Raw genomic sequence first — 17,929 nt, 5'->3', positions numbered from 1 at the left:
TATTAATATTTTATAAAATACAATTCACCTGATTCCATGTCGTCATATTCGCATATCCCATTCCTTGCAGAATCACCGCGATAACCATCCAGGCGATAAAGACGATAGCTATGCCAATGATCGCGCTGGTTATGGCTGACTTAGCCAGTTCTATTTTTCCGGTATTACCGGCAGAAGTCGCATAGAGAAGCCCGGCAATAACAAGAATAAATACTCCGATTCCTATAGCCAAAGTCATCGCAAAATTAATGATATTTTTCAACATATAAAACATCGCGCAGAGAGTGCAGGGCTTGGATTCGTCGATTTCATTGGTGGCGAGATTATCAGCTAATCGCGCGCAGGGAACAAGACCGCCGGTGGGAGGAATAATAACTCCAATCGGAAGAGAACAAGTAGTCGGACCGGAAGAACTGGTTGCGGTCATAGTATAAGTGACGGAACTATTTATCGGACCGACTGTAATACTACCCGATTCCGCCGGACTAACAAGTCCGATACCATTATTAATCGTAGGATTTGTTACGTTTACTGTTATCCAACTCAGTTTCACTTTTTCGCCTTTTAACACCGCATTATTATCCGCATCGCTGGAAAGTGTGCAACTGGACGGAACAATCGCCGGTTCGGGATTGATAAATTGCCGCACCGCAATCCAGTCCATATTTATTTCAGTGTTGGATGCTCCCCCCCCCATGTCGCCAACATTTCCCATAGTGACGGGAAGCGATGACGTCGGAATTTTATTGGTATCGCTATTTGTACCTAACACAACATCGTTTCTAGTTAGTGTAGCTAATGAATCAGTCCACAATAGATCAAAAATATACCATAAATTATCGGTTATTTTAGTGGCTGAAGAAAAAATATTTGAATCCTTCACTGTTATTAAACAATACTGATGGTTAGTACAAATTCCTTTCATTACGCCATTTTGAGGTAGAGGAAGATGAAGTCCGAAGCCAAATGTTCCCGGATACCAAGATCCGGAATTGTCTTTTTCTTTTGCCCTAATCGCATGGTTTACGGAAAAACTGGATAAAGTTTTTATAACCTCGTGCTGACCGCATGGGTCTGAATTAGACGAAGTGGTTGTAATTTTTAGCACTGAACCTAACAAAGTAGAGTTTATAGTTGGCGTACCGCAAGTATTAAGAATATCTGGCGCGGGATTCCATTTTGCCGCATCTAATACCGCTCCGTCAAAATCATCAAAAAAATCAAAAGTATTTTGCGCGTTGCTTGAGCTTGTAGCCAAAGAATTGCCATAATACATATAAATTGTGGTAATATTTGGAGAAGCCGCAATTGAATCAATTTTAACCCAAACAATTGAATTTCCCGTATTATTCCAAGAACCTTTCTCTATCCAATATGACAACTCCGCGCCGGCAGAATTAGTAAAACGTATATCGGATCCATCAGCTTTGATATTAGTATAAGGATTTCCAAAAACAGCAGTACTTAGATTGACTCGAAATTGATAACCGGATAGCACGCTAGCGGTTGAGTTGCCAATTCCAATGCCGTATTTTTGCGTCCAGCTTCCGCCGCCAGAATTGCTTAGCGGAGGATTTGCCGCCATTGCCGCCTGAGGATAAAACGACGACAATAAAAAAGTTAAAAGCGAAAAAAATAAAAAAGCTAATCCTGATATTTTTAAAAAATATGTTTTATATTCCATAAAATAAAGTATTCGAATAATTAAAAAATACGATGGTTTTAAAAATTTTTCAGCGCCTCAATCCCCGGCAGTCTCTTCCCTGCCAAGAAATCCAGCATGGCTCCGCCGCCGGTGGAAATATTAAAACCTTTTATTTTTTTATCCATCAATTCCGGCGCGAACTTTTGCACCGCATAAATTGTTTCGCCTCCGCCGATCAAAACACGCGCTCCGCAATTATAAGCAATTTTTATCGCTTTGATTATACCGCGCGTTCCCTGGCTGTATTCATTTTCTTCGAATTTTCCCATCGGCCCGTTCCAGATAATAAATTTTGCGATTTGTATAAGTTCGGAAAACTTCCCAATCGCATTTTCACCGATATCGAAGTATTTTTGTTTTTCCAAGCTGCCAACTTTGGGCAAAACGACATTGGAAGCAATCTCATTCTTGATCGACGTATTAAGAATTTCATTGGCGATCATACCGCCAACCAGAACATGATCGTAAATTTTCGCCAAAGCATTCACTGCCGGCAATTTTGTTTCCAGCTTAGCGCCTCCGATGATCGCAATCGCGGGATGATCAGGGCGGATCGCGTCGCTCATCAGTTCCAGCTCTTTTTCCATCAATAATCCGGCGTAAGAAGGCAAATATTTTGTAATCCCGGCGATTGACGCGTGTTTTCGGTGCGAGTCGCTGAAAGCGTCATTAATGTAAATATCGCCGAGCTTCGCCAGTTTTTTCGCAAATTTTTCATTATTATTTTCTTCTTCTTCGTGAAATCTTAAATTTTCAAGCATTAAAATTTTACCCGCTTTCATTTTTCTAACAGCTTTCTCCACGTCTTTTCCAATACAATCCGGCGTTTTTTTAATTGAGATCCCAAGCAAGCGGGAAAGCTTGTTTTGAACGGGGTCAAGCCGCAATTTCTCAATAACTTTTCCTTTCGGCCTTCCTAGGTGTGAAAGCAAAATTATCTTTGCTTTTTGCTTTAATAAATATTTGATCGTTGGCAGCGCGGCTTTGATCCTCCAGTCTTCGTTGCCGCTTATCTTGCCATTTTTGCCAATTGGAACATTAAAATCAGTACGCAATAAAACGCGCTTGTTTTTCAACTCTTTCTGCGGAATGCTTTTTAAAAATTTCATAATTTACTTATTACATTTTTTTGCCGATATATTCCGCCATTTCCGCCAATCGGCAAGTGTATCCCCACTCATTATCGTACCAAGCGGTCACTTTTACCAGATTTTCTTGAACTAGCGTTAATTCGGCATCAACGATCGCCGAAAGCGGATTTCCTTTAAAGTCAACTGAAACAAGCTTTTCGTCCGAAACCTCCAAAATTCCTTTCAACTCATTTTTCGATGCTTTCCGGAAAATATCGTTTACTTCCTGAACGGTAGTCTTTTTTTTGATTATGGCAGTGAAATCGGCAATAGAAACGACCGGGGTAGGTACGCGCAAAGCGTAACCGCTTATCTTATTCTTAAGCGAAGGAACCGTTTGAAAAACCGCCTTGGCCGCGCCGGTAGTGGAAGGAATAATGCTCAACGCGGCGGCTCGCGCTTCTCTGATGTTTTTTGCCGGCAGATCAAGCAAGCGCTGGCTATTGGTGTAACTATGAGTTGTTCCGACAAAAGCCTGTTCCACTCCAAAATTATCTTCAAGGACTTTTGCCAAAGGCGCCAAGCAATTGGTAGTACAAGAACCGTTGGAAATTATATGATCATTTTTTGGGTTATATTTTTCTTCATTTACTCCCAGCACAAAAGTATTGATTTTTTCGTTGTCTTTGGTCGGCGCGCTGATGATCACTTTCTTCGCTCCGGCATTTATATGGTTCAGGTTGCCAGCGTAATCCGTAAAAAATCCCGTGCATTCGAGCACTACATCAACCCCAAGCTTTCCCCACGGCAATTTTGCCGGATCTTTCTCGGCAAAAACACGATATTTCTTTTTATCCACAATAATATTTTCCGCATCAGAACCAACATTCCTTGAATAAATCCCATAGTTGGAATCATATTTCAGTAAATGCGCCAGAGTTTTTGAATCAGTCAGATCATTGATTGCGACGATCTGTAATTTCGGATGTTGGTCTAGGATATTCCTAAAAGCCAGTCTTCCGATTCGGCCAAAGCCATTAATCGCGATTTTTGTCATAGATTTTTAAATTTAAATTATTTATTTTGTATAATCTCCTTTGTTGCTGGCAGTTATGGCTCGATTGAAGGCGCTGGTGTCGGCGCAAGCGCTTTTTTAAACGGATCGCTTATCGCGATCAGCAAAATTCCGGTTAAAAGAATAATTGTAAAAAATAATATTGCTTTTATTGCCGGGCTTAAAAAAGTTTTTTCTTCCATGATTGTTCTTTTACTTTAAAAACTTTATAACCTTACGAGATTTATAACTTGTTATATTTTACCACACTTTTCCACTTTATCCAATATTATTGTTTTGTCTTATCCACATTTTATGATATAATAATTTATATCATTTAAATATTCTAATCTTTTAGCGCCTCCGTGGCACTAAGATAAAGCCTCATGAATAACTCCGATCTAAAACTTTTTGTCGAATATTTGCTGAAAAAAAACTATACGGTTTACTCTCCCGTCAAAGAAAGCGGCAGGATTGTCGTTCGCCAGATAACCGATTCAAGAAAATTTTCCCTGGTAAAAGAACGCCCGCTTTATTCATTTAAGAATTTCCTCCTTCCTAACAGAAAAACTATTTTTTCCACGCTAGGCGGCCAGGATAAAAATAACAATGATCAAAAAATGATCCCTAAGCAGGTTTTGTTCGGAATTACGGTTTTTGATTTGCGGGCGGTCGCGCTTTTGAGCCAAGTTTTCGAGAAAGATCCGTACTATCAGGACATAATCTCCCAGACTATTTTTATCGGCCAAAGCCCTGTCCCCGAAGAAAATAGTTTCTACGAAAAATATGAAGAAAATATTTTGGAGCATTTTAAGTTTGATATTTTTATTGAAAGCCGGAGCGACCAAAAAGATTTCCGCATTTTTACGGGATCCAAACACGGACAAAGAATGCTGAACGATTTCGGCTATGATGATTTTGAGCATATCGAATACGCCGGAGCTATTCCCGAGGAAGGCTTAAGCGATTTTCATAAAATTCTAAGGGGAAAAACCAAGCTATCGTATGGCAGTAAAATATGGAAAGACCTGGGCAAAAGATGCCTGGGATGCGATAAATGCACGATTGTTTGCCCAACCTGCTTTTGTTTTAAAATTTTCGACGAAAATAATGTTTTTGATAATTCCATCAAACGCGTTCGCCAATGGGATAGCTGTTTTAATTCGGAATTCTCAGAAATAGCCGGCGGAGCGAAATTTTTAAAAACGATCGAGGACAGGATATACAATTGGTATAGCCACAAATTCGTCAGAATTCCCAATGAGTATAATCTGCCCGGATGCGTCGGTTGCGGCAGGTGCGCGGATGTTTGCCCCGCGGGAATTAACATTAAAGATGAAATTTTTAAAATTATAAACTTTAAAGCAAATCCGCCTCAACGCCTCGCTTCGATCGCGAAGCGAGGCGAGCGGACTCGCCGAAACGGCGAGAAAACTAAAACCGAAATCAAAAATTCTAAAAAAATTAAGTCGTCGTTAAGGAATTTTAGTGTTTAAGCAATTGCCCTTCGACAGGCTCAGGGTGACACATTTATTATAATGTCATGGTGAGCTTGTCGAACCATAATTTATGAGAAATCAATATAAAACTTATCCGCTCGTGATCACTAATATTGAAAGCCAAAGCGCCATGGTTAAGCTTTTTACGCTTAAGCCGGATGATAGGAAAGATATTAAATGCGAAACGGATGAAAAAAAAATAGTTAAATGCTGGTGGCCCGGACAATTTATCGCTCTTTCTATTCCCGGCTTTGGCGAAGCGCCATTTGCCGTCTGTTCGTCCCCCACTCTCTGCAGCGAATTTCAGATTTGCGTGCAAAAAAAAGGCGAATTGACAAGCAAACTTTTTTCAATGTCGGTTGGCGATGAGGTTTATTTTCGCGGCCCATACGGCAATGGATTCCCTCTTTCGAAAATGAACAAAAGGAACATCGCGCTTGTCGCTGGCGGATTGGGGTTAGTCCCTCTAAGACCGCTCATTCAAATGCTTTGCAATCACCCCGGCGAATTCGGCGAAATCCAGCTGTTTAGCGGATGCCGCGAAGAAAAAATGTTACTGTTTAAAAATGAATATAGAAACTGGGAAAAAACCATTGAATTGAATCTTACATTAGATATAGCTCACGAAAATTGGACCGGCAGTACCGGACTGGTTACGACGCTTTTTGACAAAACGCCTCTGGCAAAAGACCCGATAGTAATAATGTGCGGCCCGCCGGTAATGTTTTTTCCCGTAATTCAAAAATTAAAAAATAAAAAAGTGGCGGAAAGCGATATTTACGTTTTGCTTGAACGGCGAATGAATTGCGGAGTCGGCGTTTGCCAGCATTGTGTTTTAGTTAACGGTAAATACGTCTGCCGAGACGGTCCGGTATTCAATTACGCCGGGCTTAAAGATTCGCCAGGAGCGATATAAAAAGTTTATAAAGTTATAAAGTTCATCAAGTTTATAAAGTTAAAATATTTCGTCTGTCTACTTTATAACTTTTTACTTTATAACTTTTTACTAGCCGTGTGCTTAGCTATTCCCGGAAAAATCAAATCGATCGACATTAAAACTCACCATGCGACAGTGAGTTTTAATGGCATAGAAAAAAATATTAATACAGAGATCGTTGACGTTGCAAAAGGAGATTACGTGATAGTGCACGCGGGATTTGCGATCGAGAAACTCGATAAAAATGAGGCGGAAGAAACTCTGAAATTGTTTAAAAAAATAAATGTGTGATTTTTATGAAAAATATCCTGAACGAAATAAATCTATTTGCTAAAAAGATAGATCGCCCGATAGTTCTAATGGAACTCTGCGGCACTCACACCGAAGCAGTGGCGCGGCACGGAATCAAGAAACTACTGCCGAAAAATATCAAACTTCTTTCCGGACCAGGCTGCCCGGTTTGTGTCACTGACCAACGTGATATTAACGCGGTCATTGCTTTGGCACTGGAAGGAATTCCTATTGCTTGTTATGGCGATGTACTGAGAGTACCAGGAACGATTGTCGCCCTGAGCCTGCTCGCCTCGCTGAGTCGAAGCGGGTCGAAGGGCAGTATGGTTCGACAAGCTCACCATGACATTAAAGTCATAAGCTTAGATACAGCAAGAGAGCAGGGCGCGGATATTACAGAAGTTTACTCGGTAGAAGATGCCTTAAAACTTCAAAAAAAAAACCCAATATTGTTTTTTTCGGGCTTGGATTTGAAACAACTACTCCAATGACCGCAAGCGCAATCAAACACGGACTTACGGTCTATTCCTCGCACAAAGCTTTTGTGCCGGCAATGAAAGCGCTTCTTGATACTCCGCAACTTAAAATAGACGGGTTTATTAATCCTGGCCATGTTTCCGCGATTATCGGCTCAAAACCTTATGCGCAATTCAAGCTTCCGCAAGTAATCGCTGGATTTGAAGCAAATGATGTTCTAATAACAATTTATATGCTCTTAAAACAAATCGCGGAAAATCGAGCAGAGGTGGAAAATCAATATGTTCGCGTAGTGCGGCCTGAAGGAAATCCCAAGGCCATGAAATTGATCAGTGAAGTTTTTGCGCTCGGCGATGCATATTGGCGAGGAATCGGAAAAATTCCCAATTCCGGATTTGAGATCCGCTCAAAATATTCGCAATTCGACGCAAAAATAAAATATAAAAATATTCTAAAAAACTGTCACCCTGAGCTTGCTCGCCTCGCTGAGTCGAAGCGGGTCGAGGGGTCTGGTAGTACCAATTGTATCTGCGGCGCGATTCTTCGCGGTTTAAAAGAACCTCGCGATTGCAAGTTGTTCAATAAAAAATGCACCCCGGATAATCCAATTGGTGCGTGTATGGTTTCTTCCGAAGGCGCTTGCGGGATAGAGGCGAAGTTTCAAATATAAAAAAAAGGCCACACGATTTTATTCGCGGGCAGGGCAAATATTTTGTATTTTAGCTTCAGAGATTTTAGATGCGGATGCTAGCGGCTTCACTATTGTTAATATGCCTGAGACGATCAGCGTACCTATAAACATAAGCTCGCCAATAATCACACCATCCTTATGCAGTAAACTCTGGACAAATTCGGGATTTACATAAAACGCAATTCCAGAAAAAACAAATTCGGCTACCATTACAACTCCTAACCATAGTGTCATATTGACAACGAAAATTGATAGACCGAATATTGTCTTGTTTAATAGCATATCTGCTTTTTCAACAATTTTTTCTATTCTTTGGTTTCTTTTTGCAGCATATTGTAGCAATACTGCAAAGATTATTACTGCTATATATGGCGCAATTACGCCTATTAAACTCATATTCCTTCCTCCTTATATTTTATTTTTTCTTTTATTCACAGCTTTTTTTAATCGCACCAAGATTTTTTAATATCCTGCTGCAATTTTTTCCAAAGCCGTAAAAGTTTTAAAAGAACAAATTAATTTCTGTCATTTCGAATCCATCAGCAGATGGAGAGAAATCTCTTGTACGCACTATGAAGTGAGCTCAAAGGATTCCTCGCTTTGCTCGGAATGACAAAACAAAAACCAACTTAATATTTAATCTTAGCACAAAATCAACAATATGTCAAGTATCTTCAAAAATTCATCCATTTCCCTTGATATCGGCGCGGGCGGAGCCGCTTCGTGGGAATTCTTCAAAAACCTAAGAAAAATCCTTAATTTTACCGGCAAATGGACCAATACCGGAGATGATGGCGCAGTATTTGATTTAGCTCCCTTGCTGTCATTGCGAGCGAAGCGAAGCAATCTCTTGCGAATGCAAGATTTAAATCTCAAACAAGTTGAGGGATTGCTTCGTCGCGCTACTCCTCGCAATGACAAAATAGAATCATCCTTGAAGCTCGTCATGACAACCGATGCTTTTATCATTGACCCGATATTTTTCCCGGGCGGCGATATTGGCAAGATCGCGATGTGCGGCACGATCAATGATTTATCGGTAATGGGCGCAACTCCGCTTGGGATTGCGTTAAGTTTTATCATTGAAGAAGGATTCCCCACTTCTGACCTGGAAAAAATAATTTGTTCAATAAACAAAATTTCTCGTCAAACTAATACCCCAATTGTCACCGGCGACACCAAAGTAACCAATAAAGGAAAAATCGATAAAATCGCCTTTACCACAACCGGCATTGGACTTGCAGAGAAAATTATTTCTAATAACGGCGCAAGGCCAGGCGATAAAGTCATTGCTTCCGGTGACTTGGGCGAACACGGCGCAGTGATTTTGGCGCATCGTTTTAATTACAAAACCCGGCTTAAAAGCGACAGCCAACCAATATTGGCGGAAATGCAAGCGGTGAGAAAATATCTTACATCTGCCAAAGATCCGACCCGCGGCGGCTTAGCGGAAAATCTCAATGAAATCGCGGAAAAGTCAAAAATTAAAATTGTTCTTGATGAAAAAAATCTTCCTTATAAAAAAGAGGTGATGTCTATTGGCAATCTTTTAGGAATTGATATTATGGCTTTGCCATCCGAAGGAAGATTTATTGCCACTGTGCCGGCTAAATTCGCCGATAAAACCATTAAAATTCTTGAAAAATATAATAAAACCGCCAAGATCATCGGCAGTATCAAGCACGGCAAAGGTGTTTTTCTAAATACCGAATCCGGCGGATTGCGACCAATTGAAATGCCAAGAGGAAAATTAGTGCCGAGAATTTGTTAAATAATAAATAATCTGTCCTATTGCGATCCCCTCGTCTCCTCTGGGGATTTTTTTTGGTATGTAAACTCCTTGTTTTTCCAAATATGAAGAAATAATTTTGTTATTCGCCATCCCTCCGGCGGCAAAGAAGCCCGATTTATGATTAATGATTAATGATTTATGATTTTTTTTGATTATTTCATAAAGCCCCCTTGCAACATATAATTGCGCGGTAGCGGCCAATCTTTTTTTATCTTTATGGATGTTTTTAATTAAATATTTAAATAGCGGAGTGGTTTGTAAAATCCACCTCTTGTCATTGCGAGGAGTTCCGATGTAATCATCGGAACGACGAAGCAATCCCTCGCGTATGCCAGCCTCGCCGAGTCTAGGCGGGCGAGATTTATTTCTCAAACAAGCTGAGAGATTGCCGCGCTCATCGCCTGCTGGCAACGAGCTCGCAATGACAGAAAAAGTAATTATTGGTTTTAAAAAATAAGGAATACTGGAATTTTCTTCCAGCTTCTTTACCGCTTCGTGCTTAAACTTTCTTTCATTTCCCGCAAATCCAAGTAAAACTGCAACTGCATCCAAAATTCGACCGGTACTGGTAGTTTTTTGGCAATTAAAATCCTGTTTTGATTGGCTATACAGCGCCTCAAATTCGTTTCGTGTATAAAAGTTTTTAACGTATTTATAGATAAAATCTTTTTGTTTTTTTAAATTTGTTATTTGTGATTTGTTTGTAATTTGTAATTTGTAATTTGTAATTTTCGCGAGTATCGCGATTAACATTCTTGCCGGCTCTTTTACCGCCAAATCCCCGCCAATCATTGTCTGCTCTTCCAAACTTCCAATTCGCTCAATATTTAAATTTAATTTTCCGGTATTTGTTTTAAAATTTTGATTTTGAAATTGTTTTGTAATTTGTAATTTGTAATTTGTAATTTCGAACACTTCTCCTCCCCAAATATTTCCGTCCAAACCATAGCCCGTGCCATCCATTGCAATACCGAAAAAAGTATTAGGTATTTTATAACTTTCTGTCATTCCGAACTTGTTTCGGAATCTATAATTTTCAGATCCTGAAATAAATTCAGGATGACAAAAATAGTCCCCTACCGCGGAAAAAATATGCGCAAAATGATGCTGAACTTTTATTAATTTAGTATTTTTTTTACTTAAAAGTAAATATCTTTTTTGAGCCTGCCCTGAGCCTAGTCGAAGGGCCAAATCTTCTCCAAAAATTGTTGTTTTAAACAAAGGATGTAAATCGGTCAAAATTACATCCGGCTTAAACCTTTCTTTTTTTAAATAAAATAAAACCGCTTTTTTATATTTCAAAAAGTTCTTTTCGTCCAATAAATCGCCGAAGTTTTCCGAAACAAAAATATCGCCATTTCGATAAACGGCAAAAATACCAACCGATTCCGCGCCAAGAGCCAAAATCGTTTCTTTCTTTATAAACAATCGCGTAAATAATTCCATAATTATATTATAACATAATGTTTAATTTGTCATAATTCCATTAAAATTGTATAATATGGTTAACGATAATTATATTACAGCCATGCCTAAATTAAAAACAGCGATCATCAGCCTGACTTGTTGCGAAGGATGCCAATTCGCAATTTTGGATTTGGGAGAAAAATTATTAAAAATTACCGAATTTCTGGATTTGGATAATTTTCGCCTTGGTTCCAGCCATAAAAGCAAAGGTCCATATGATGTGATCTTCATGGAAGGTACGCCGATCACCGATGAAAATATTACCACGCTGATCAAAGCCAGACAGCAAACAAAGATCCTTATAGCCCTTGGAACCTGCGCTGATCTGGGAGGAGTCGCTGAGATTAAAAATTATTCCAAGATCGGACGCAAAGAAATGATGGATTATGTCTATAAAAACGTCGAGGGTATCAACAACCCAAAGATCAAGCCGATTTCCGCTTATGTGAAAGTTGACGGAAAAATTCCAGGCTGCCCTATCGACAAAGATGAATTCGTGAGATTTACGGAAGAATTAATTGCCGGAAAAATCTACAAAATTCCCGATGTTCCGGTTTGCTATGAATGCCAGCTAAGAGAAAATAAATGCTTATTGCAAAAAGGACAGCCCTGTTTCGGCCCGGTCACTCTCGGCGGCTGCGGCGCTATTTGCCCGTCAAATAATTTTATCTGTGAAGCTTGCCGCGGACCGATTCGGGACAGAAACTTAGCCAGCCTTAAAAAAATACTAGGAGACAGAATATCAGCCAAAGAACTGATGAAGATCTCGGAAATCTACGGAGCTAAAGACGATCTAGAAAAACGATCGGAATAAAACATAAATATTTTTTTAAATCTATGAAAATTGTTATCGATCATATCGCTCGTATCGAAGGCCATGCCGGTTTTATCGGCAAAATAATCAACGGCAAGATTGCCGAGGCTAAAATCGAAACGCAGGAAGGCGCCCGGCTTTTTGAATCTTTGCTTATCGGCCGGCATTATTTCGACGCGCCGGTGATTACGGCGAGGATTTGCGGCGTTTGTCCGGTAATCCATATGTTAACGAGCATTAAAGCAATCGAAAATGCATTTGGAATCGATCCACATCCACTGACAGTCACTCTTCGGCAATTAATGCTTGCCGGGCAAACAATCCAAAGCCATACTTTACATTTGTATTTTTTAGTATTAGCTGATTATTTTAATACCGAAAGCGGAATTGAGTTCGCTAAAAAATATCCCGAAGACGCGAAAGAATTTCTCGCTTTGCGGGATTTTGGCAATAGAATCATAGAAGTTATCGGCGGGAGAACTATTCATCCGCTAACTCCGAAGGTTGGCGGATTCACTAAATTGCCTGATACTAAAAAACTCGCACAGCTACTGGCAGAAATACCGCAGAATATGGCAGCTGCTAAAAAGATGCTTAATGTTATTAGCGGTGTGCCGTTGCCAAAATTCAATCGATCAACAAATTACGTGGCGCTACACGACAACATAGGTTATTTGCCTTATGAAGGCATGATAAGCTCCACGCAAAATCATCCGATGAGCGTTGAAAAATTCATTAAAACCATAAGAGAGACCGAAACTGTCAGCACGCCTTCAAAAAGAGCAAAAATTCATTCAAGAAGCTATTTGGTCGGCGCGCTATCAAGGCTTAATCTGAATTCAAAAAAATTAAATCAAGAAGCGGCAATTGAGCTTAAAAAATTAAACATTCCTATCCCCTGTTTTAATTCTTTTTATAATAATATCGCTCAAGCAATTGAAATAGTGCACTTAATGGAAGAAGTGAGAATATTGCTTAGTGAATATTTATCGGAAATAAATAGTTTTGAGCTAAATGATATCAATAATCAATTCAAGCCAAAATCTTCGTATGGAGTAGGCGCGTTGGAAGCTCCGCGCGGGACGCTTTTCCATGCTTATAAAATCGATAAAGATGGTTTAATTACCGCCACCAATATTATTACACCAACCGTGCAATCCATAACCAATCTTGAAGAAGACTTGAAGGTTTGGCTAAAAACCCGCGAAAGAGGCAGCCAAATCAATATAGAAGAAGAAAAGAAAAACATTATGAAACTTATTCGCGCCTACGACCCGTGCATCACCTGCGCAACTCACTAATAAAGCATAAAATTCAAAGATTTTTAATTTTTCACTTTTAATTTTTAACTTGAGTAAAGCGAATATGCATGATCTATTAGCCGCCAAAGATATTTTAGACACAGCTTTAGCCGCGGCCAAAGAAAAAAAATTAAAAAAAATCACCAAAATAGTGATTGAGTTGGGCGTTAAAGAATATTCCCACGGCGATCATACTCATTCGGAAACGATCGATCCGGAAAACCTGGAATTTAATTTGAATTTAGTAGTTAAAAATACCATTGCCGAGAATGCGGATTTTATAATAAAAAAATCCGATATAGCGGATATTTTAGTGAAGGAAATCGAGGGAGAATAAATTACGAAAAAATATAAAAAACTTGCTCATAAAAGCAGGTTTTTTATATTTCACTTACATAATGAAAGTGCTTTTAAAGTATTTCCTGTTATAATCCAAAAGGAGTGAGAAGTAATTGTATTATTAGAAAAAAGTTTTGCCGCCCTCCCACCCCTCCTAACCAAATCGACTATCTTTTTCTTTTCTTTTTAGTCGCTTTCTTTGTAGCTCTTTTCTTTGTTTTTTTAGCAGCCATTCATATCACCTCCTTTCATTGATTAGAAAATAATAAATATTTTTTTTAGAAATATTTATTATTTATAAACCGCTGAATTCATTATACAACATTTTTACAATAATTACTATAAAAGTTATCAACATTTTTTAAAAATAAAATATTTACCGAATTTATTTTATTAATTTTTTATAAATAATAATTAGGCACATCTTAAAAGCGAAGAAAATTCATTTTTGAATGCATTTGGTGAAACCCATGCTATCAAAAATGATTGACGAGCTTTACCAAACAAAATAAAATTCAAACTACTTAACATTAAAAAAGAATCGATTTTCATCGATTCTTTTTTAATGTGGACTCTGCCGGATTCGAACCGGCGACCTCCTCATTGCAAATGAGGCGCTCTACCAACTGAGCTAAGAGCCCTGGCCGCACCTCATTGTATTCGGGCGGAATTTTAAATTTTTAATTTCTAATTTGTAATAAACAATTTGAAAATTTCGTCATTAAAAATTCATTGAAAATTGATCATTGAAAATTTAAAATTTTAGATTGGTGGGTGTGCTTGGAGTTGAACCAAGGACCTCTTCATTATCAGTGAAGTGCTCTAACCAACTGAGCTACACACCCAAAAACTTATTTTATCTTACCAAAAAAATAATAAAATTGCAAGAGTAATTTTGTCATCCTGAATTTATTTCAGGATCTATGTATTATAGATTCCGAAACAAGTTCGGAATGACAGAACATACTAATAAACAAAAAACGCGCCTTTTAACGAGCGCGGTTTTTGTTTTTCTAAAAAGAGCATAGATTGATATAAACCCCGTACAATTTTCCGCAAGTGATACAAAAATATCATGCACGAAAAATCATACGGGGTAAATACAGTCTTTTATGGTTGTCCTATTTCAGCTTTTAAAAAGATGCTGACAAACTTTTATAAATTCCAATAAATTGGAACGACCTAATGAGACTTAAATAAGAATTTTATCTAAGCTTGCTTATCTAGCTAACAAGTAGCCGATAAACGTCACCTTACTCCTTAGAAAGGAGGTGATCCATCCACAGGTTCTCCTACGGATGCCTTGTTACGACTTCGTCCCTGTCATCAGACCTACCTTAGAACCACCTAAGTGGCGCTTTGGGTATTTCTAACTCCCTTGACGTGACGGGCGGTGAGTACAAGACCTGAGAACGTATTCACCCTGGCGAGGCTGATCCAGGATTACTAGCGATTCCATCTTCATGGGGGCGAGTTGCAGCCCCCAATCTGAACTGAGGAAAATTTTGATGGGATTAGCTCCACCTTACGGTTTAGCAACCCTTTGTTTTTTTCCATTGTAACATGTGTGTAGCCCAAGGCGTCAGAGGGCCATGCTGATTTGACGTCATCCCCACCTTCCTCCCAGTTAACCTGGGCAGTTTGATGTGACATATCTAACACATCACAGGGGTTGCGCTCGTTTCCGGACTTAACCGAACACCTCACGGCACGAGCTGACGACAACCATGCAGCGCCTGTCTTCGGGCTCCTTGCGGCACTTTTCCGTTTCCGGAAAATTCCCGAGATGTCAAGCCTTGGTAAGGTTCCCCGCTTGTTGTCGAATTGAACCACATGTTCCACCGCTTGTGCAGGTCCCCGTCTATTCCTTTGAGTTTTAGCCTTGCGGCCGTACTTCCCAGGCGGGATATTTAACGCGTTAGCTTCGTGACTAAAAGGGTCGATACTTCTAATCACTAATATCCATCGTTTACAGCGTGGACTACAAGGGTATCTAATCCTTTTTGATCCCCACGCTTTCGTCTCTCAGCGTCAGCAATATTCCAGCTGAATGCCTTCGCCTTTGGTGTTCCTTGTAATATCAACGCATTTCACCGCTACACTACAAGTTCCATCAGCCTCTCATATGCTCTAGTCTAAACGTTTGAGATGCAGTGACGAAGTTGAGCTTCGACATTTAACATCTCACTATTTAAACCGCCTACAGACGCTTTACGCCCAATAATTCCGGATAACGCTCGGGGTCTCTGTATTACCGCTCCTGCTGGCACAGAGTTGGGAACCCCTTATTCTACGGGTACTATCATCTTGCGATTTCTCCCCATAAAAAGTGGTTTACAATCCGAAAACCTTCATCCCACACGCGGCGTCGCTCGTTCAGGCTTTCGCCCATTGACAAATATTCTCGGCTGCTGCCTCCCGTAGGAGTCTGGACCGTGTCTCAGTTCCAGTGTTGGGGATCACGCTCTCACGCCCCCTACCCGTCATAGCCTTGGTGAGCCATTACCTCACCAACTAGCTGATAGGACATAGGCCATTCATTAAGCGTCTTGCGACTTTACTGGAAATCATTGCTGACTTCCAGACTATTGGGTATTACCTACTCTTTCGAATAGCTATCCCCATCTCAATGGTATGTACCAGTGTGTTACTAACCCGTTCGCCACTGCTATCTTGCGATAGCCGTTCGACTTGCATGCCTTATCCACGCCGCCAGCGTTCATCCTGAGCTAGGATCAAACTCTTAATAAATATTAAATATATTTGAATTGATACTAGCGTATCTTTTTGATTCTACTTAATACGTCCTTCAATCTTGCCGAAGCAAAACTGAAGCTCTAGGACAACCATAAAAAACAGTATTTACTTTACCTCGCCATAGCTTTTGCGACGGCGGGTTTGTTTTTTATTTAACTGACTTACTTATTTTAATTCCGTTGAATTATTGAATCTGCACAAATAAATTGTAAGTGAACGTTCCAATTGTTACAAGCCCCGCACACCAATCATATCGAGAATTTTTCCTGTATTTTTTTACAAGAAATATTCACACTAATACCATATAATCTCTCAATAGTATTGGTGTGGGGGTAAAAATAGAAATTGAAAACCGAAGAGTTCCTAAAAATATTATCGATACTCGTTTGGTTTTGAATTTACATTCTTGATGACTTTTATTTTTCTCTGAGGACAAAAAACAAAAACTTAAAGTCTTTCACAACTTTAGTTTTTTAAAGCTGAATCACTGCCTTGCAATGTCTTCTAATTTTGCGTTTTTAATTCTCCACTCATGTATTTTTTTGTGATTACCACTTAATAATACTTTTGGAGTTGCCCACTTCTTTTTCTTCATTGGCTCGAATATTTCCGGCCTCGTATAATGCGGATATTCAATATACTTAATCTTAGCATCTTTATTATACAATGTAAAGCTTTCCTCTGTCAAGGATTCTTGCTTGCCAATTACGTGCGGAATGTGCCGGGAAATACTGTCGATTACAATCATAGCAGGTAGCTCTCCGCCTGTCAAGACAAAATCCCCGATTGAAAGCTCTTCGTCCGCGATATACTTTGCTACCCGCTCATCAACGCCCTCATACCGGCCGCAAATGAGTATTAATTGATCATATTTCAATAGTCTTTTCACGTCGCTTTGAATAAATCTTTTTCCTTTGGCAGATAATAAAATTACTCGCGTTTTTTTTATTTTTCTGCTCGCTTTTTTCTTGTCACCCTGAGCCTGTCGAAGGGTAATTTTTGATTTCTTTATTTCCTGCACCGCTTTAAAAATCGGTTCTACTTTCAGCACCATTCCCGGCCCGCCGCCGAACGGCCTATCGTCAACTTGCCTGTGCGCGCCACTGGCCCAATTTCGCAAATCGTGAACATTGATATCGATCAGATTTTTTGCTTGCGCCCGCGCCAAAATACTCTCACTGAAATATGAATCGAAAATTTTCGGGAAAATTGTGATAATATCAAAGCGCATAAAGTAATTCCAACCAAAAACCGCTTTCTTATTTCTAAGATCGCGGCTTTGGATAAAAGAAAAAGTTTTACCTTTTTCCTATATATTCTATAGTTTTAGGTCGTCACCGACAACGTCATCAACGCTTCTTGATCGTGACGCGCCATTGTCTCGAGGAACTCTTGTGCTGCCTTCCGGTTCGGCAATTTTAAGATTCAATCTGGCATTATTCTTAACGCCGATGATCCTTAAAAGTGTTCGAATAGCTTTGGCAGTCGAGCCTTCCCGTCCAATGACATAACCCATGTCTTCTTGATTTACCTTAAGAGTGAGCAGAACTCCTCTTTCGTCTAAATCTCTCGTGACTACGACATCTTCCGGGTGGTTTACAATCGCTTTCACGACTGTTACCAAAAATTCTTGATCTTTAACTATTTCAGTCATATTGAATTTCTCCCTTGTAAGATTAACTTAAAGAAGCAGTATTGTCGACCTTTCTTTAAGGTAAGACCTTAGTGGTAAACC

Annotated in this window: 17 protein-coding genes, 2 tRNA genes and 1 rRNA gene; 9 read left to right on the top strand and 11 right to left on the bottom strand. The window is 39.5% G+C overall.

Features of this window, described 5'->3' with window-relative positions; all coding sequences use genetic code 11:
* Positions 1-10: 10 nt before the first annotated feature.
* The 4 genes from Q8N37_04070 to Q8N37_04055 are packed head-to-tail and all read right to left on the bottom strand — an operon-like array spanning position 11 to position 4,032.
* A complete protein-coding gene (locus Q8N37_04070) occupies positions 11-1,684 on the bottom strand; it encodes a DUF2341 domain-containing protein (GenBank protein MDP3057662.1) in 1,674 nt (557 codons plus the stop codon).
* A 38-nt stretch (positions 1,685-1,722) separates the two neighbouring features.
* Positions 1,723-2,814: a phosphoglycerate kinase gene (locus Q8N37_04065; GenBank protein ID MDP3057661.1), complete on the bottom strand. Its 1,092-nt coding sequence runs from the start codon at positions 2,812-2,814 to the stop codon at positions 1,723-1,725.
* Between the two features lie 10 nt (positions 2,815-2,824).
* A complete protein-coding gene (gene gap, locus Q8N37_04060; GenBank protein MDP3057660.1) occupies positions 2,825-3,832 on the bottom strand; it encodes a type I glyceraldehyde-3-phosphate dehydrogenase in 1,008 nt (335 codons plus the stop codon).
* Between the two features lie 53 nt (positions 3,833-3,885).
* On the bottom strand, positions 3,886-4,032 hold the full coding sequence (locus Q8N37_04055) for a hypothetical protein (GenBank protein MDP3057659.1): 147 nt from the start codon (positions 4,030-4,032) through the stop codon (positions 3,886-3,888).
* Between the two features lie 183 nt (positions 4,033-4,215).
* Between Q8N37_04055 and Q8N37_04050 the strand changes: the two genes are divergently transcribed.
* The 5 genes from Q8N37_04050 to hypD all read left to right on the top strand — a co-directional run bounded on the left by Q8N37_04050 (position 4,216) and on the right by hypD (position 7,703).
* Positions 4,216-5,325, top strand: a complete 1,110-nt coding sequence (locus Q8N37_04050; GenBank protein MDP3057658.1) for a 4Fe-4S dicluster domain-containing protein — start codon at positions 4,216-4,218, stop codon at positions 5,323-5,325.
* A 73-nt stretch (positions 5,326-5,398) separates the two neighbouring features.
* Positions 5,399-6,244, top strand: a complete 846-nt coding sequence (locus tag Q8N37_04045) for an FAD/NAD(P)-binding protein (protein MDP3057657.1) — start codon at positions 5,399-5,401, stop codon at positions 6,242-6,244.
* A gap of 96 nt (positions 6,245-6,340) precedes the next feature.
* Positions 6,341-6,556 (top strand): HypC/HybG/HupF family hydrogenase formation chaperone, encoded by a 216-nt coding sequence (locus Q8N37_04040; protein ID MDP3057656.1) that lies wholly within the window; start codon positions 6,341-6,343, stop codon positions 6,554-6,556.
* Between the two features lie 5 nt (positions 6,557-6,561).
* Positions 6,562-7,047, top strand: coding sequence for a hypothetical protein (locus Q8N37_04035; GenBank protein MDP3057655.1), 486 nt, complete (start codon positions 6,562-6,564; stop codon positions 7,045-7,047).
* Positions 7,005-7,703, top strand: a complete 699-nt coding sequence (hypD, locus tag Q8N37_04030) for a hydrogenase formation protein HypD (GenBank protein ID MDP3057654.1) — start codon at positions 7,005-7,007, stop codon at positions 7,701-7,703. Before Q8N37_04035 ends, hypD begins: the two co-directional genes overlap by 43 nt.
* Positions 7,704-7,721: 18 nt before the next feature.
* Here hypD and Q8N37_04025 read toward each other — a convergent pair whose 3' ends face one another.
* Positions 7,722-8,120 (bottom strand): hypothetical protein, encoded by a 399-nt coding sequence (locus tag Q8N37_04025; protein ID MDP3057653.1) that lies wholly within the window; start codon positions 8,118-8,120, stop codon positions 7,722-7,724.
* Positions 8,121-8,385: 265 nt separating this feature from the next.
* Between Q8N37_04025 and hypE the strand changes: the two genes are divergently transcribed.
* On the top strand, positions 8,386-9,495 hold the full coding sequence (gene hypE / locus Q8N37_04020) for a hydrogenase expression/formation protein HypE (GenBank protein ID MDP3057652.1): 1,110 nt from the start codon (positions 8,386-8,388) through the stop codon (positions 9,493-9,495).
* Here the strand turns inward: hypE and Q8N37_04015 are convergent.
* On the bottom strand, positions 9,475-10,962 hold the full coding sequence (locus Q8N37_04015; protein ID MDP3057651.1) for a hypothetical protein: 1,488 nt from the start codon (positions 10,960-10,962) through the stop codon (positions 9,475-9,477). The two genes, hypE and Q8N37_04015, sit on opposite strands and share 21 nt — an antisense overlap.
* 55 nt (positions 10,963-11,017) lie before the next feature.
* Here Q8N37_04015 and Q8N37_04010 point away from each other — a divergent pair, with 55 nt between their 5' ends.
* From Q8N37_04010 to Q8N37_04000, 3 genes are all read left to right on the top strand, one after another.
* Positions 11,018-11,797, top strand: a complete 780-nt coding sequence (locus Q8N37_04010) for an NADH:ubiquinone oxidoreductase (protein MDP3057650.1) — start codon at positions 11,018-11,020, stop codon at positions 11,795-11,797.
* A gap of 23 nt (positions 11,798-11,820) precedes the next feature.
* Positions 11,821-13,098: a Ni/Fe hydrogenase subunit alpha gene (locus tag Q8N37_04005; GenBank protein ID MDP3057649.1), complete on the top strand. Its 1,278-nt coding sequence runs from the start codon at positions 11,821-11,823 to the stop codon at positions 13,096-13,098.
* 64 nt (positions 13,099-13,162) lie between these two features.
* On the top strand, positions 13,163-13,435 hold the full coding sequence (locus tag Q8N37_04000; GenBank protein ID MDP3057648.1) for a hypothetical protein: 273 nt from the start codon (positions 13,163-13,165) through the stop codon (positions 13,433-13,435).
* Positions 13,436-14,005: 570 nt separating this feature from the next.
* Here Q8N37_04000 and Q8N37_03995 read toward each other — a convergent pair.
* The 5 genes from Q8N37_03995 to Q8N37_03975 all read right to left on the bottom strand — a co-directional run bounded on the left by Q8N37_03995 (position 14,006) and on the right by Q8N37_03975 (position 17,848).
* Positions 14,006-14,078, bottom strand: a tRNA-Ala gene (locus Q8N37_03995).
* A gap of 127 nt (positions 14,079-14,205) precedes the next feature.
* Positions 14,206-14,282 (bottom strand) — tRNA-Ile (locus tag Q8N37_03990).
* Positions 14,283-14,701: 419 nt separating this feature from the next.
* Positions 14,702-16,188 (bottom strand): 16S ribosomal RNA (locus tag Q8N37_03985).
* 490 nt (positions 16,189-16,678) lie between these two features.
* A complete protein-coding gene (trmD, locus tag Q8N37_03980; protein ID MDP3057647.1) occupies positions 16,679-17,425 on the bottom strand; it encodes a tRNA (guanosine(37)-N1)-methyltransferase TrmD in 747 nt (248 codons plus the stop codon).
* A gap of 87 nt (positions 17,426-17,512) precedes the next feature.
* A complete protein-coding gene (locus Q8N37_03975) occupies positions 17,513-17,848 on the bottom strand; it encodes a KH domain-containing protein (GenBank protein MDP3057646.1) in 336 nt (111 codons plus the stop codon).
* Positions 17,849-17,929 lie beyond the last annotated feature (81 nt).

The organism is bacterium, assembly GCA_030693205.1.
Taxonomy (GTDB): Bacteria; Patescibacteriota; Minisyncoccia; order JAHIHE01; family JAHIHE01; genus JAHILZ01.
This window is presented reverse-complemented; position numbering and strand designations above follow the sequence as displayed.

Bases quoted from the DNA above. Each gene is read 5' to 3' on its own strand.
- Q8N37_04070 (MDP3057662.1), bottom strand. From the start codon at position 1,684: ATGGAATATAAAACATATTTTTTAAAAATATCAGGATTAGCTTTTTTA.
- Q8N37_04065 (MDP3057661.1), bottom strand. From the start codon at position 2,814: ATGAAATTTTTAAAAAGCATTCCGCAGAAAGAGTTGAAAAACAAGCGC.
- gap (MDP3057660.1), bottom strand. From the start codon at position 3,832: ATGACAAAAATCGCGATTAATGGCTTTGGCCGAATCGGAAGACTGGCT.
- Q8N37_04055 (MDP3057659.1), bottom strand. From the start codon at position 4,032: ATGGAAGAAAAAACTTTTTTAAGCCCGGCAATAAAAGCAATATTATTT.
- Q8N37_04050 (MDP3057658.1), top strand. From the start codon at position 4,216: ATGAATAACTCCGATCTAAAACTTTTTGTCGAATATTTGCTGAAAAAA.
- Q8N37_04045 (MDP3057657.1), top strand. From the start codon at position 5,399: ATGAGAAATCAATATAAAACTTATCCGCTCGTGATCACTAATATTGAA.
- Q8N37_04035 (MDP3057655.1), top strand. From the start codon at position 6,562: ATGAAAAATATCCTGAACGAAATAAATCTATTTGCTAAAAAGATAGAT.
- Q8N37_04025 (MDP3057653.1), bottom strand. From the start codon at position 8,120: ATGAGTTTAATAGGCGTAATTGCGCCATATATAGCAGTAATAATCTTT.
- hypE (MDP3057652.1), top strand. From the start codon at position 8,386: ATGTCAAGTATCTTCAAAAATTCATCCATTTCCCTTGATATCGGCGCG.
- Q8N37_04015 (MDP3057651.1), bottom strand. From the start codon at position 10,962: ATGGAATTATTTACGCGATTGTTTATAAAGAAAGAAACGATTTTGGCT.
- Q8N37_04010 (MDP3057650.1), top strand. From the start codon at position 11,018: ATGGTTAACGATAATTATATTACAGCCATGCCTAAATTAAAAACAGCG.
- Q8N37_04005 (MDP3057649.1), top strand. From the start codon at position 11,821: ATGAAAATTGTTATCGATCATATCGCTCGTATCGAAGGCCATGCCGGT.
- Q8N37_04000 (MDP3057648.1), top strand. From the start codon at position 13,163: ATGCATGATCTATTAGCCGCCAAAGATATTTTAGACACAGCTTTAGCC.
- trmD (MDP3057647.1), bottom strand. From the start codon at position 17,425: ATGCGCTTTGATATTATCACAATTTTCCCGAAAATTTTCGATTCATAT.
- Q8N37_03975 (MDP3057646.1), bottom strand. From the start codon at position 17,848: ATGACTGAAATAGTTAAAGATCAAGAATTTTTGGTAACAGTCGTGAAA.